Consider the following 13,208-nt stretch of genomic DNA (forward strand, 5'->3'; position numbering starts at 1 on the left):
CGGGCCGGAGCGGGACGGGCACGGCGGCGAACTCCGGTCGCGGGAAAGGGCGGTGACAGGGCCGTTGACCGCCGACGGCCCCGGTGCCACCATCGCGCGGTGACCGATGATCCCGGCTCAGCCGTCCGTATCGCCGCCGGCCTCTGGCAGCGCGTCGTCCTGTCCCTCGTCGCCGCGCTCTTCCTGCTCGTCGCGGTCGGCGAGGTCGCGTTGGAGCCCTGGGGCGCCAAGGTCTTCGGCACGGTGGTGGGCCTCGCCTCGGCGGTGCTGCTCTACCGGGCCCTGCGGATGGGACTGGGTCATCGACGGCTCCGGAATCACCAGCCGCACGCTGGAACGGACGCACCGGATCGCCTGGTGCGAGATCGCGTCGGTCGACCTGGGCGACGCCGGGTCCGCCGTCGGCCTCTCGACCGCGCTGACGCTCACCACCCGCGAGGGGCGCACGATCGTCCTGCGCGGCCTCGCCGGCTACGCGACCCGGGCCACCACCGCCCGCCTGCGGCAGCGGAAGGCGCAGCTCGACGCGTGGCTGGACGGGCACCGGACGGGCTGCGCGGACTGCGGTCCCGCCGGTCCCGCGTAGCCGCGCGAGGAGTCGGACGGGCCGGCTGCCCGCGCCGGTCCACCGGCCGTCGGCCGTCGGGCGACGGGCGCCGGCGCGGTCCGTCGCGCCGTCGGGAACGGGCCGCCGGGAGCATGCCGCCGCGGAACGGCCCGGGGATCCCCGGGTCGTGGTGATCACCACCGGTCCGCGCGCGGGAGAATGGGCGGGTGACCGACAGTCAGCCGCCCCGAGGCATCACCGCCCTGATTCCCGGCGCCCCCGCCCCCGCCACGCCCGGCGAACGGGCGGCGTCGCAGCTCGTCCACCTGCGCACCGCCGAGGTGCCCCTCCCGCTGCTGGCCGCGGCGGTGGAGCTGATCGCCCCGCAGTTGGAGAGCGAGGACCCGCTCACCCGCGCCGCCGCCGCCGACGTCCGCGCCCGGCTGCTCGCCGTACTCGCCGTGCCCGGCGACGCGGGGCCGCGCGCCGCCAGGGCGGGCATCGGCTGAGGGCCGACGGGCGGGCCGGGGCACCGGAGGAACCGGAGGAACCGACGCCCCCTGCCCGGCCGGCTCAGCCGCGTGCGGTGGCGGCGGCCTGGCGGGTGCGGCGGGCGAGGCGGTGCAGGCGCTGGACGGCGACGAAGCGGTGCATCCGGTCGGCCAGCGTCAGGCGGTACTTGAGGCGCAGCTGGGTGCTCAGGCCGGCGAGGCGCCCGGGGCCGATGGCCCGGATGAGTCGGCTGACGTGCTGCTGGTAGGCCTCGCGGTAGGCGCGGTCGCCGTCCGGGACGGCCCAGAAGAACATCGGGATCTCCTCGACCAGGCAGTTGCGGTCGTAGGCGGCCAGGTGCCCGGCGAACGCGGGTTCGGGGCGGGCGAGCAGCCACTCCCGGACGAGTTCCATCGAGCGGACCCGGTCGATCACGCCGCGCGGGTCGGTCTTCTTCTGGGTGATGGACAGTTCGCCGTCCTCGCGCACCCGCCAGTGGTAGATCGGCTCGGAGAGCACGTCGACGCGCTCGGCGAGGAAGTGGTGGGGCACGCTGACCGGGGCGTCCTCGTACAGGATGCCTTCGGGGTACAGGATGCCCGCGGCGTCGAAGAAGGAGCGCCGGTAGACCTTGTTCCAGGCGGTGCGGTCGGTGACCAGGGCGGGCAGTTCGCTGACGTGGGTGCGCAGCCGGGTCTCGCGGAAGGCGCGGCGGTGGCCGTGCGAGGGGGTGAGGCCGGTGGTGCGCAGGCGCAGCGCGTTGCCGGTGACGAAGTCGGATCCGGTCTCGTCGAGGGTGCTGACCATCAGCTGGTAGGCGTGCGGTGGCAGGGTGTCGTCGCTGTCGACGAAGGCCAGGTACTCGGTGCCGGGGGCGAGGTGGCGCCAGCCGGTGTTGCGGGCGGCGCCGAGGCCCTGGTTGTCCTGCCGGACCAGCCGGAAGCGCGGGTCCCGGTCGGCGTAGGCCTCGGCGATGGCGGGGCCGCCGTCGGTGGAGCCGTCGTCGACCATGACGCACTCGAAGTCGCCGAAGGTCTGGGCCGCGATCGAGTCGAGGCATTCCCGCAGGTAGCGCTCGACGTTGTAGATCGGGACGACGACGGACAGGCGCGGGGCCATCAGCGGCCTTTCGCTCAGGAGCGGACGGTCCGGTCGGGCCGGGCGGGTACGCACCGCCGACGGCCGATCACCGGCAGTGGCCCGAATGTAGGGATCATACAAGGCCGTTGGGCGAACGTCGGATGTCTTCGGGCCTGCCGGTCGGTGGAGCGGGCGTGTCCGGCGTCAACCGCTCGCGGATGTCGCGGGGGCCGGGGCGGGGGCGTCCCCGGTTGCCGCCCCAGGGGGGCGTCCGACGGCGCCATCTTCACCCGAATGGAGTAACTTCACGGTCCTCCACCCGCCATCGCCCGCGCTGCGGAACGACCATCGAAGGACTGTGCGTGCAGGCCTCCAGACGATGAGGTGAGGGACATGCGGGAAGCATCGGACGAGGGTGTGCCGGAGTCGTCCTCCGGGATCCAGCGGCGGCTCTACACCGGAGGGGAGCGCCCCTTCGACCCCGAGGACCTCGTGATGGCGTCGGGGCGCGACGTCACCCCGGGGCGCCTGTCCTGGGCGCGGCAGGAGATCGAGGAGAAGGGCGCCGCCGCGCTGGAGCGCTACCTCCCCTGAACGGACCGGGGCGCGGACCCGGGCGCGGACGGCGCGGCCCGGGCCCGGGCTCCGGACCGGACCGGCCCGGCGGCGCGGGAGGCGGGGTCGACGGGGGCGCCGGAAGGTGCGAGCGTGCGCTGTGGCATCGCCCAGGACCCGATCCCGGAGGACCCGCCCCATGGTGCACGCCCAGCTCGACCCGGCCGCCCGGCAGCAGCTCGCCCGGCGGGTCGTCGCCGCGAAGACCCGCAAGGACCTCACCTGGCAGGAGCTGGCGGACGCCGCCGGCCTGTCCGTCGCCTTCGTCACCGCCGCGCTGCTCGGCCAGCACCCGCTGCCCGCCGACGCGGCCGGGGCGGTGGCCGGGCTGCTCGGCCTGGACGAGGACGACGCGCTGCTGCTGCAGACCGTCCCGCTGCGCGGCTCCTCCCCCGGCGCCGTCCCCACCGACCCGACCATCTACCGCTTCCACGAGATGCTCCAGGTCTACGGCACCACCCTCAAGGCCCTGGTCCACGAACAACTGGGCGACGGCATCATCAGCGCCGTCGACTTCCGGATCGACGTGAAGACCGTCGAGGACCCCGCGGGCGGCCACCGCGCCGTCATCACCCTGGACGGCAAGTACCTTCCCGCCAAGCCGTTCTGACCCCCGCCTGGCCCCCGCCTGGCCCCCGGCTGCCCCCCGGCCGCGGCGACCGCCGCCCCGGCGCGGGGTGCGTTGTCAGTGCCGGCGGTGATGATGCCGTCCATGAACGACGCCGCTCCGCTCACCCCCGCCGGCTACGCCGACGCCGTGGCCGCCGCAGTCCGGGCCGCCGCCGCCTACTACACCGACGGCGCGACCCCGCTCGGCGACGACGAGTACGACGCCCTGCTGCGCGCCGTCGCCGCCTACGAGCGGGAGCACCCGGACGAGGTGCTGCCGGACTCCCCCACCGGGAAGGTCGCGGGCGGCGCGGTCGGCGGCGACGTGCCGCACAGCGTGCCGATGCTGTCGCTGGACAACGTCTTCTCCGCCGAGGAGCTCGTCGACTGGGCGGCCGGCCTGGAGCGCCGCCTGGGCCGCCCGGTGGCCGCCTGGTGCGTGGAGCCCAAGCTCGACGGCCTGGCGGTGGCCGCCCGCTACCGCGCCGGGCGCCTGCACCGGCTCGTCACCCGCGGCGACGGCCTGGCCGGCGAGGACATCAGCCACGCCGCCGACGCGGTGCTGGGCCTGCCCGCCGTGCTCGCCGAGCCCGTCGACGTCGAGCTGCGCGGCGAGGTCCTGCTCACCCGCGAGCAGTTCGAGCACGCCAACGAGGTGCGCACCGCCCACGGCGCCGTGCCCTTCGCCAACCCGCGCAACGGCGCGGCCGGCACCCTGCGCGCCAAGGACCGCCCCTACCGAGTCGAGCTGACCTTCTTCGGCTACGGCGCCGTGGGCCTGGGCGAGGACCTCGCCCACAGCGCCCTGCTGGAGCGCCTGGCCGCCCTGGGGGCCAACACCGCCGCCGCCACGGCCGCCGCCCCGCTGCGCTGCGCCGGCCTGGAGGAGGCCCAGCAGCGCATCGAGGAGATAGCCGCGCTGCGCTCCGGGCTGCCGTTCGGCATCGACGGCGTGGTGGTCAAGGCCGACTCCCCGCAGGACCGGGAGGACGCCGGCTCCGGCTCGCGCGCGCCGCGCTGGGCCGTCGCCCGCAAGCTCGCCGCCGAGCACAAGGTCACCCGGCTGCTCGACGTCGAGTGGAACGTCGGGCGCACCGGCATCATCGCGCCGCGCGCCGTCCTGGAGCCGGTGGTCATCGACGGCGTGACCGTCACCTACGCCACGCTCCACAACCCGGCCGACATCACCCGGCGCGGCCTGATGATCGGCGACCGGGTGTTCGTCTACCGCGCCGGGGACGTCATCCCGCGCGTCGAGGCGCCGCTGGTCGAGGAGCGCACCGGCGACGAGCGGCCGGTCGTGTTCCCCGAGGTCTGCCCGCGCTGCGGCGACGCCATCGACCGCGAAGAACAGCGCTGGCGCTGCGTCCGGGGGCGCAACTGCCAGGTGGTCGCGTCCATCGGCTACGCGGCCGGCCGCGACCAGCTCGACATCGAGGGCCTGGGCGGCACCCGCGCCGTCCAGCTCGTCGAAGCCGGCCTGGTCGCCGACCTCGCCGACCTGTTCTCGCTGACCCGTGAGCAGCTCCTGGGCCTGGAGCGGATGGGCGACACCAGCACCGACAACCTGCTCGCGGCGATCGAGACGGCCCGCAGCCGCCCGCTCAACCGGGTGTTCTGCGCGCTCGGCGTGCGCGGCACGGGGCGCACCATGTCGCGGCGCATGGCTGCCCACTTCGGCTCGATGGCCGCGATCCGCGCCGCCGACGCCGAGACGCTGGCGGCGGTGGACGGGATCGGCCCGGAGAAGGCCCGGGTCATCGTCGCCGAACTGGCCGAGCTGGCGCCGCTGCTGGACCGGCTCGCGGCCCGGGGCGTGGGCACCGCGGTCACCGCGCCGCAGGCGCCCGTCGCGGCGGCGCCCGTCGCGGCGGCGCCCGTCGCGGCGGCCGGAGGCGGCGAGGAGGAAGGGGGCGAGGAGGAGGGGACGAGCGCGGGCGGCCCGCTGACGGGCGAGGCGGTCGTCGTCACCGGGAGCATGACCGGGGAGCTCGCCGCGCTGTCCCGCAACGAGATGAACGAGCTCGTCGAGCGCGCCGGGGGCAAGGCGTCCTCGTCCGTCTCCAAGCGGACCACCCTGCTGGTGGCCGGTGAGAAGGCCGGCTCCAAGCGGGCCAAGGCCGAGGAGCTCGGCATCCGGATCCTCTCCCCGGACGAGTTCGCCGTGCTGGTCGCCGGGCACCTGCCCCGGGGCTGACGGCCGCCGCTGCGGCACCGGCGGAACCGGCGGAACCGGACGGGGACGATCATCGTCTCCCAGGCGATGGTCCGTACGTACGGAGAGCGGTTCCACGGGGGGTGGACATGTCGGATGGCGGTGTCGTGCAGTCGGTGTTCGGTGCCGGCGGGGTGGTCGCGGGGGCGGCGGCCCTGGTCGCGGTGGTGCTCAGGGTCCGGCTGCGGGCGCGGATCCTGGCGCAGGGGGTGACGGCGCGGGCCCGCTGCCTGGAGACCTATCTGACGGTGGAGACGCGGGGGGCCGGCACCGAGCGGCGGACCTCCACCGAGCGGCACGTGATCATGGGGTTCACCACCCCGGACGGCCGGGACGTCCGCTTCCGGGACCGCTCCGGCGTCCCCCGGGTGACGGGCGACCTGGTGCGGGTGCGCTACCTGCCCGAGCGGCCGCGGCGGGTGGTGTTCGCCGACGGGCACCCGTCGGGCGTCTCCGGACGGCTGGTCGCGGGGGCCGTGGGCGGCCTGGTGCTCGTCGCGGCCGGGGCGGTCCTCGCCGTCCTCGGCCTCACGGCCGCGCCGGACGCCGCCGCGCCGGGGCCGCTGACCTCCCCCGCCGGGCAGTCCCCCGGCCCGGGGTGGACCCCCGGCGGCCACCCCGGGGTGATCGTCTGCACCGGCGGGGCGGACGGCGCGAGCTGCCCCGACGGCATGCTCGCCAGCCTGCTCCCCAAGCACTGACCCGCCGGACCGCGCCGGGTCGGAAGGCGGGTCAGGAGGCGGTGAAGACCACCTGGTCGACCGTCCAGAAGGCGCTGTTGGTGCCGGTGTAGCGGAACTGGAAGCGGGCCGTGGCGGCGCCGGCCGGGACGGTGACGGGCAGGCGCTCGACGGTGTTCAGGTCGCTGCGGTAGGACTTCACCAGCTGCGGGGCGCCGTTGTCGAAGACCACGTACAGGTCGCCGGTCTGCGGGCCGTCGACCTTGTAGTCGGTGGCGAAGGAGAGCGTGCCCCGGCCCGCGCCGGCCACCGGGTAGGCGGGGCTGACCAGGGTGGAGTCGAACTGCCCGGCGCCGTGGGCCTTGTCGTCCCACTCGTCGGAGTCGGCGACGGCGAACACGTTGCGGGCGCGCACGTTGGTCTCGCGGGACTGGCCGAGCTCGGCGGCGGTCCAGAACTCGTCGGTGGCGAAGGTCCAGCCGCGCCACTCGGTGACGCCGCCGCTGGGCATCCTGGAGTTGTCGATGCTCCAGCCGGCCGGCGGGGTGTGCGTCCAGCCCTTCACCGCGGCCGGGATGCCGCTCTCGTCGACCCGGGTCTGCAGCACCGGGCGCAGCGCGTCGAAGGCGTCGGGGGTGATCTCGTCGATGGGCTGCCCGTCGAGCTTCCAGGCGGGGTCGACGGGGACGCCCTCGTGCTTGAGGACGGTGGGGGCGATGTCGACGGGCTTGACGTCGTAGCGGCGGGAGCCGGGGGTGTAGCCGGTGCCGTCGGCGATGAGGAAGGTCTGGCGCTCGTTGGCGCTGTTGCCGCCGTGGCCGCCGGCGTCGGTGTGACCGTGGTCGGTGGTGACGACGATCAGCCAGTCCTCGGAGCCGTAGGTGGGGCGGGACTTGACGGCCTGGACGACCTGGCCGACGAGGGCGTCGACGGTATGGATGGCGGCCAGGTAGTCGGCGCCGGCGCCGCCGTGGGCGTGGCCGGCCTCGTCGATGCCGTCGAAGTGCAGGAAGGTGGCGTCCGGGTTGCCGTGGGCGAGGTAGTCGGCGGCGTCGGCGGCGGTCTTGGTGTCGTTCTCGCTCTCGGGGACGCGCAGGTCGGCGCGGCCGTTGAAGACGTTGGCGGTGATCGGGTTCCAGGAGCCGATGACCAGCGTGGAGGTGGCGGGGTCGGCGTTCTCCAGGCGGGTGGCGAAGTCGGGGAACAGGTCGAAGCGGGCGCCGGTGAAGGCGTTGTCCTTCACCTTGTGCTTGTCGGGCCACGCGCCGGTGGCGATGGTCGACCAGCCGGGGCCGGAGAGGGTGGGCGCCAGCGGGTTGGCGTAGAGGTTGCCGGTGGCGGTCAGGCCGCCGGCCATCAGGGCCTTGAGGGCGGGCGCGTCGGCGGTGAGCAGCTTGTCGTAGCGGGTGCCGTCGATGCCGATGACGAGGGTCTTGGCCTGCTTGGTGCCGTTCGGCAGGCCCTGGTACGGGCCGTCGGCGGACGCGGACGCCGAGGCGGCGGAAGCGGCGGCAGTGGCGGTGGCGGCGGCAGTGGTGGCTGCGGCGGACGCGGTGGCGGACAGCGGGATCAGGGCTGCGGCGGTGGCCGCCGCGGTGGCGGTGGCGAGGGCGACGGTCCGGGTGGAGCGGGAGGTACGCAACGGGGGCTCCCAACTGAGCGGCGGCGCGGTGCAGTTGCACCGGCACCGAGGATGGGGCGGCCGGGCGAGGGCGGCCCCTCCCCGAGTCCACGGTTGTATGAACAACCGTCGAAATTCAGACCAGACCGGTTATCGTTCCGTGACCTTGGCCGTGGGCCCTTCCGTGTCCGCGGCCTTCACGGGCGGACGGCCCGGGGCCGCCCCCGGGCCGCTCGGTAGGCTTGCGCGGTGACCCACCCCATCCCCCGGTCCGGCCCCGAGGCCGCCCGCGCCGGCGTCCCCGAGCACGGCCGGGTGCCCAAGTACTACCTGGTCAAGGCCCGGCTGGAGGAGCTCGTCGACGAGCTGGGCCCGGGCGGGCGGCTGCCCACCGAGGCCGATCTGGCGCAGCGTCACGGCGTGGCCCGCGCGACGGTCCGCCAGGCCCTGCGCGAGCTGCTGCTGGAGGGCCGGCTGCGCCGCCAGGGCCGCGGCACGGTGGTCGCCGGGCCCAAGATCGAGCAGCCGCTCTCCCTCACCAGCTACACCGAGGGCGTGACCCGCCAGGGCCTGCGCCCCGGCCGCACCCTGATCACCCTCGACCGGCTGCCCGCCGACCCGGCGATGGCCGAGCGCCTGGGCGTCCCCGGGGGCGAGCCGCTGTGGCACCTGGAGCGCGTCCTGCGCGCCGACGAGGAGCGCGTCGGGCTGGAGTCCACGTACGTGCCCGTCGCCCGGGTCCCCGGCCTGGGGCGGGACTTCGACCCCGAGGGCTCCTTCTACGGCTACCTGCGCGCGCACGGCGTCCACCTCGGCGCCGCCGACGAACGCATCGAGACCGTCCTCGCCACCCCGCGCGAGGCCCTGCTGATCGGCACGCCGCCCGCGCTGCCGATGCTGCTGCTGCACCGCCGCAGCCTCGACGCCGCCGGCCGCCCGCTGGAGCAGGTCCGCACGCTCTACCGCGGCGACCGCTTCAGCTTCACCCTCGCCCTCGGCGCCCCGGCCGGGGACTGACCCGGCCGACGGCTGACCCGCCCGCCCGGAGAGCAGCGGGGAGACTGTCAGGAAAAGCGACAGGGGCGGAAGTCGAGAAAACGACTTCCGCCCCTGCGTATCGGAGCGCCGGGCCCGAATCGAACGAACCCTTCCCGCTGAAAGCGGGCGTGCTACCACTGCACCACCGACGCCTGCCCGGACGGGTTTCCGACCACTTCGTGATCTTGTCCCGCCGACAGGAAGAAAGTTACCAGCTCATGATCGGAAGAGGAAAATCGGGGGGACAGCCCCGGCCGTACGGCGGGGGACGCACGTGAGAAGGAAGCGACGAGAGTGACCGCGGAGAAGGGCGGCGTGTTCCGGGCCGAGGGCGTGCCCGCGAGGGAACGGTTCGACTACTGGCGGGAGTTGATCGGCCGTACCCGGGCCAGCGAGGTGACCAGCGCGCACGCCGACGACTTCGAGGCGGAGATGCGGCGGGTGGAGCTGGGGCCGGTGACCCTGCTCAGGACGTCGTTCCCGCCGACCCGGTTCCGCCGCAGCGAGGGCATGGCGCGGCGCTCGGATCCGGGCGTCTACCACCTGACGCTGCTGCTCGCCGGCGGCCTGGCGCTGACCCGCGGCGCCGGCCCGACGGCGGCCTTCGCGCCGGGCGACCTGCACCTGGTCGACAGCGCCGACCCGTTCGACCTGCGGGCCTTCGGCTCCCGCGCCGACGGCCGGCCCGTGCACCGGGTCGAGGCCCTCGGCGTCGACTTCCCCGCCGCCCTGCTGCCGCTGCCGCCGCACCGCCTGCGAGGACTGCTGGGCCGGGGGTTCCCGGGGCGGGAGGGCTCCGGCGCGCTGCTCGCGGACTTCCTGGTCGGCCTGGACCGGCAGGCCGCCGTCCTGGGGCCGGCCGAGGCGCCCCGCCTGGGCGGCGTCGTGGTCGACCTGGTGGCCTCCTGGCTGGCCCGGGAACTGGACGCCGAGGGCGAACTGCCGGACGACGCCCGGCAGCGGGTCATCGCGGAGAGCGTGCGGACGTTCGTCCGGCGCCACCTGCACGACCCCGGGCTGACCCCGTCGCTGATCGCCGAAGCGCACCACATCTCCGTCAGCTACCTGCACCGCGTCTTCACCCGGCAGTCGCAGGGCGAGACGGTGGCGGCCTGGATCCGCGCCCGGCGGATGGAGAAGGCGCACCGCGACCTGGCGGACCCGGCGCTGCGCGCCCTGCCGGTGCACGCCGTCGCCGCCCGCTGCGGCATCCCCCGCGCCTCCGACTTCAGCCGCGCCTTCCGCGCCGCGTACGGGCTGCCGCCCGGCGAGCACCGGCACCAGGCGCTGTCCGGCCAGGCGCAGGGGTAGCGGCGCCGGGCGGAGCGACCGGAGCAGGAGCAGGAGCAGGGAGTCGACGCAGTGCCAAGGAACTGTCGACGCAGTGCCAACGCGGCCGGGCCGCGCCCTGGCATCCTCCACGGTGGACACCGGCGGCCCGGCACGCCACGGGGGAGCGTGCCGGTCCGCCGGTCATTCGGGCGCGCCGGTGGCCGCGGGCCGGGGGTGCCGCGGGCCGGGTTGCCTCGGTCTTGGTCCGCCTCGGGTCGGCGTGGCCGGGACACGGGCCGGGGCCGGGCCCGGTCCGTCGGTGCGCTGCGGTGACTCTAGGGATCCGCCCGCCGCGGGGGCATATGACGGCGGGAAATGCACCGGCACCGCCCCGGGGCAGCGGCCTTCCGCCCGCGCCCCGCGGTCCCTGGGGCGCCACGGTGCCCCCGGGGCGCACGGGGCGCCTCCGCGCGCCCCGGAACGGCCGGAAACGACCGCTCCCCCGCCGCCGGGTGCCGCCGGGGCGCGGCTCAGCCGCTCAGGCCCAGTCCGGGGCCCGGCGGCCTGGTGGCGGGCGGGGCGGCGTTGGCGTCCTCCCGGGCCCAGGCGCCGACGCCGAGGCTGCCGGTGGTGCCCAGGTCGAGTTCCGGGACGACCATCACGGGGGCCGCGCCCGGGGTCGCACGGACCCGCACGTAGGGGGCGTTCACGGCGGTGCCGTCCCCGGTGGTGTTGCGCCACACCAGGGCGGCGCGGGCGCCCTCGCCCGGGCGCAGCGAGATCTTCTCCGGCGGGTTGTCCGCGCCGGTGCCGGTGGCGATCCCGGCGCCGCCGGACTGCAGCCGAACCCCGTCGACGGGCCGGTGCCCCTCGTCGAGCAACTGCAGGGTCGGGTAGCCGTCCAGGGCCACCGCGGCCGTGCCGCAGTTGCGCAGGTGCAGGCCGGCCACGCGCAGGCCCATCGCGGCGTCGCCGTCGTCCGTGTACACCCGCAGGCCGGACGCCGGGCAGGGGCCGTCGGGGTGCGGGGCCTCGGCGGTGGGCACGCTGCGGACCTTGAGGATCCTCACCTTCGGTACGGTGCCGGGCCGCGCCGGGCCGGCGGCGGGCAGGTCGATCCGGTCCTTCACGGTGGCCCCCGGGGCGACCGCCACGGCCGTGCGCGGCACGTTCCGCGCGCTGTCGGGGCCCGCCGGGGCGAGGCTGAACAGCACGGTGACGTCGTACGGTTCGGTGCCCGGGTTGGTCACCTCGTACTCGGCGCAGACCGGGCTGACGGCGGTGATCCGCACGCCGTCGCGGGCGAGCCCCTCCGGTGCCTGCGCTCCGCCGGTGGGCGGGGCCGACGGCACCCCGCACGGCCCGGCGCTGACGGACGCCGTCGGGGCGCCGGACCCGCCGGCGGACCCTGCGGACCCGGCGGACCCGGTCGCCTGGGATCCGCAGCCGGTGAGCAGGGCGGCGGCGGTGACGGCGATCACGGCCGCGGCCGGGACCGGCCGACGGCCCGTCAGCGGAGCGGGGGGCTTCTCGAACTGGCGCATCCGGAGAGTCGATCACGCTTCGCCCCCGAACGGCTGTGAGCCGGACCACTCGGTGTGCAACAGGTCCGCAATGACCGGGCGCCGGGCCCGACGGACCCGCCGAAGCCGACGGGCCCGCCCCGCCGCGCCCGGGACGGACCGGGGCGGGGCGGGGCGGGCCCGGAATGGGGCCGGGGGGCCGGGCGGGCGCGCTATGACCGGTAGCGGTAGCGGATCCGGCCGCGGGTGAGGTCGTAGGGGCTGAGCTCCACGAGCACCCGGTCGTGCGGGAGGATCTTGATGTGGTTCTTGCGGACCTTGCCGCTGATGTGGGCGAGCACGACGTGCCCGTTGGGGAGTTCCACTCTGAAGGTGGCATTGCGCAGGCACTCGGTGACGGTGCCTTCGACTTCGATGGCGTCTGCCTTGGTCATGGTCTTCACCTCTTCCGTTCGGTGGTGGTCGGGGGGCGGGGTGTCAGGGTCGTACGAGTTCCAAAGTGCTGGCGGCGCGCCGGGCGCCGATGCCCTCGAAGAGGGCGGTGGCGGCCGTGTTGGTCTCCGCGACCTCGGCCCAGGCCGAGTCGGTGCCGCCGCGGTGCAGCGATTCCAGTGCGTGGGCCAGCATCGCCCGGGCGATGCCCCGGCGCTGCCGGTCGGCACAGACGGCGAGCAGCCCGATCCGCGGGCGGCGGGTCAGCGGGGCGACGCGCAGCAGGCCGACGTACCGGTCGTCCTGGCGTGCCACCACGTACCGGGAGGGGTCGAGCACGGTGCGGCCCGCCGGGCGGGGCAGGATCTGGGCCGGCATCGCCGGCCAGCCGGGGCCGGCCTCGACCTCGTCGTGGACGACCCGGTCCAGGGCGCGCAGCGGGCCCTCCTGGGCCTGGCCGGCGGGCACGATGGCCACGCCCGCCGGGGGCCGGACCGGGCCGAGGCCGGTGGCCCCGGGGTCGGTGGGCAGGAGGTAGCCCCACTCTCGGCGTACGGGGGTGAAGCCGGCCCGCTGCCAGGCGGCGGTCGTGTCGTGGTCGGCCTCGTCGGTGACGGTGTGCAGCGGTTCGGGCAGGTCGGCGGCCATGGCCGCGGCGATGCGGTCGAAGACCGTGCCGTGCCAGGCGTCGACGCTGACGAAGAGGCGGCCGTCGGGGCGGCGGGCGGCGTCGCCGGAGCCGACCACGCGGTCGTCCTCCACGGCCTGCCAGCAGGTGTCCGAGAGCCGGGTGACCACGGGCGCGGGCCCGTCGGTGCCCGGGGCGCCGGCGGGAGCGGGGTCGGAGTCGGGGTGTGCGGGGTTCATGGTGGTGCCTTCCGGAGTGCCTGGTCTGAGGCGCTCCCGGGTGACACCTATGTCAACCGCCCACCGTGACGGAGAGGGGGAGCACCCACATGGATACGGCCTTCACGGGGCTCACCTCCTCTCGTTCTCTCACGGCTGCGCAGACGGTAGCAGTCGCGGGTGCCCGGGCCCAACCGGTTTTCCCGGGTCCGGGGGCGGGCGGGCGCCCGGCCGGCCG

General features: G+C 75.8%; 14 protein-coding genes and 1 tRNA gene. 8 read left to right on the forward strand and 7 right to left on the reverse strand.

Annotation, left to right across the window (positions count from 1 at the left end; translation table 11 throughout):
• Positions 1–117: 117 nt before the first annotated feature.
• A complete protein-coding gene (locus tag ACFQ6N_RS06840) occupies positions 118–429 on the reverse strand; it encodes a hypothetical protein (protein WP_380647570.1) in 312 nt (103 codons plus the stop codon).
• Here ACFQ6N_RS06840 and ACFQ6N_RS06845 point away from each other — a divergent pair.
• The gene (locus ACFQ6N_RS06845) at positions 350–586 is read left to right on the forward strand and encodes a hypothetical protein (protein WP_380647559.1); all 237 of its coding nucleotides are present in this window, start codon (positions 350–352) and stop codon (positions 584–586) included. The two genes, ACFQ6N_RS06840 and ACFQ6N_RS06845, sit on opposite strands and share 80 nt — an antisense overlap.
• 188 nt (positions 587–774) lie before the next feature.
• A complete protein-coding gene (locus tag ACFQ6N_RS06850) occupies positions 775–1,056 on the forward strand; it encodes a hypothetical protein (protein ID WP_380647403.1) in 282 nt (93 codons plus the stop codon).
• A gap of 64 nt (positions 1,057–1,120) precedes the next feature.
• On the opposite strand, the gene ACFQ6N_RS06855 is transcribed toward ACFQ6N_RS06850, so the two are convergent.
• Positions 1,121–2,158: a glycosyltransferase family 2 protein gene (locus ACFQ6N_RS06855; protein WP_380647404.1), complete on the reverse strand. Its 1,038-nt coding sequence runs from the start codon at positions 2,156–2,158 to the stop codon at positions 1,121–1,123.
• Positions 2,159–2,512: 354 nt separating this feature from the next.
• On the opposite strand from ACFQ6N_RS06855, the gene ACFQ6N_RS06860 reads away from it, so the two are divergent.
• The 4 genes from ACFQ6N_RS06860 (at position 2,513) to ACFQ6N_RS06875 (ending at position 6,259) form a co-directional block, all read left to right on the forward strand.
• On the forward strand, positions 2,513–2,713 hold the full coding sequence (locus tag ACFQ6N_RS06860) for a hypothetical protein (RefSeq protein ID WP_380647406.1): 201 nt from the start codon (positions 2,513–2,515) through the stop codon (positions 2,711–2,713).
• A 160-nt stretch (positions 2,714–2,873) separates the two neighbouring features.
• A complete protein-coding gene (gene cynS, locus ACFQ6N_RS06865; protein ID WP_380647407.1) occupies positions 2,874–3,344 on the forward strand; it encodes a cyanase in 471 nt (156 codons plus the stop codon).
• A 93-nt stretch (positions 3,345–3,437) separates the two neighbouring features.
• The gene (gene ligA, locus ACFQ6N_RS06870) at positions 3,438–5,540 is read left to right on the forward strand and encodes an NAD-dependent DNA ligase LigA (protein WP_380647560.1); all 2,103 of its coding nucleotides are present in this window, start codon (positions 3,438–3,440) and stop codon (positions 5,538–5,540) included.
• Between the two features lie 107 nt (positions 5,541–5,647).
• Entirely contained in the window at positions 5,648–6,259 is a 612-nt protein-coding gene (locus ACFQ6N_RS06875) for a DUF3592 domain-containing protein (protein ID WP_380647408.1), read from the forward strand.
• Positions 6,260–6,290: 31 nt separating this feature from the next.
• Here the strand turns inward: ACFQ6N_RS06875 and ACFQ6N_RS06880 are convergent, their stop codons facing one another.
• Positions 6,291–7,880 carry an alkaline phosphatase family protein gene (locus ACFQ6N_RS06880; protein WP_380647409.1) on the reverse strand — a complete coding sequence of 530 codons (1,590 nt, stop codon included), beginning with the start codon at positions 7,878–7,880 and terminating at the stop codon, positions 6,291–6,293.
• 228 nt (positions 7,881–8,108) lie between these two features.
• Between ACFQ6N_RS06880 and ACFQ6N_RS06885 the strand changes: the two genes are divergently transcribed.
• Positions 8,109–8,876 (forward strand): GntR family transcriptional regulator, encoded by a 768-nt coding sequence (locus tag ACFQ6N_RS06885; protein ID WP_380647410.1) that lies wholly within the window; start codon positions 8,109–8,111, stop codon positions 8,874–8,876.
• 104 nt (positions 8,877–8,980) lie between these two features.
• Here ACFQ6N_RS06885 and ACFQ6N_RS06890 read toward each other — a convergent pair.
• Positions 8,981–9,049: transfer RNA gene (locus ACFQ6N_RS06890), tRNA-Glu, on the reverse strand.
• A 142-nt stretch (positions 9,050–9,191) separates the two neighbouring features.
• Between ACFQ6N_RS06890 and ACFQ6N_RS06895 the strand changes: the two genes are divergently transcribed.
• Entirely contained in the window at positions 9,192–10,208 is a 1,017-nt protein-coding gene (locus ACFQ6N_RS06895; protein WP_380647411.1) for an AraC family transcriptional regulator, read from the forward strand.
• Positions 10,209–10,699: 491 nt separating this feature from the next.
• Here the strand turns inward: ACFQ6N_RS06895 and ACFQ6N_RS06900 are convergent, their stop codons facing one another.
• The 3 genes from ACFQ6N_RS06900 to ACFQ6N_RS06910 form a co-directional block, all read right to left on the reverse strand.
• A complete protein-coding gene (locus ACFQ6N_RS06900; protein WP_380647412.1) occupies positions 10,700–11,713 on the reverse strand; it encodes a DUF4232 domain-containing protein in 1,014 nt (337 codons plus the stop codon).
• A gap of 191 nt (positions 11,714–11,904) precedes the next feature.
• Positions 11,905–12,126, reverse strand: coding sequence for a translation initiation factor IF-1 (gene infA / locus ACFQ6N_RS06905; protein WP_380647413.1), 222 nt, complete (start codon positions 12,124–12,126; stop codon positions 11,905–11,907).
• Positions 12,127–12,169: 43 nt separating this feature from the next.
• Positions 12,170–12,991 carry a GNAT family N-acetyltransferase gene (locus ACFQ6N_RS06910; protein ID WP_380647414.1) on the reverse strand — a complete coding sequence of 274 codons (822 nt, stop codon included), beginning with the start codon at positions 12,989–12,991 and terminating at the stop codon, positions 12,170–12,172.
• Between the last annotated feature and the right edge of the window lie 217 nt (positions 12,992–13,208).

This window comes from Kitasatospora sp. NPDC056446 (assembly GCF_042796115.1).
Classification (GTDB): domain Bacteria; phylum Actinomycetota; class Actinomycetes; order Streptomycetales; family Streptomycetaceae; genus Kitasatospora.

Coding starts and splice junctions, on each gene's coding strand:
- ACFQ6N_RS06855 (WP_380647404.1), bottom strand. CDS start 2,158: ATGGCCCCGCGCCTGTCCGTCGTCGTCCCGATCTACAACGTCGAGCGC.
- ACFQ6N_RS06860 (WP_380647406.1), top strand. CDS start 2,513: ATGCGGGAAGCATCGGACGAGGGTGTGCCGGAGTCGTCCTCCGGGATC.
- cynS (WP_380647407.1), top strand. CDS start 2,874: ATGGTGCACGCCCAGCTCGACCCGGCCGCCCGGCAGCAGCTCGCCCGG.
- ligA (WP_380647560.1), top strand. CDS start 3,438: ATGCCGTCCATGAACGACGCCGCTCCGCTCACCCCCGCCGGCTACGCC.
- ACFQ6N_RS06875 (WP_380647408.1), top strand. CDS start 5,648: ATGTCGGATGGCGGTGTCGTGCAGTCGGTGTTCGGTGCCGGCGGGGTG.
- ACFQ6N_RS06900 (WP_380647412.1), bottom strand. CDS start 11,713: ATGCGCCAGTTCGAGAAGCCCCCCGCTCCGCTGACGGGCCGTCGGCCG.
- infA (WP_380647413.1), bottom strand. CDS start 12,126: ATGACCAAGGCAGACGCCATCGAAGTCGAAGGCACCGTCACCGAGTGC.
- ACFQ6N_RS06910 (WP_380647414.1), bottom strand. CDS start 12,991: ATGAACCCCGCACACCCCGACTCCGACCCCGCTCCCGCCGGCGCCCCG.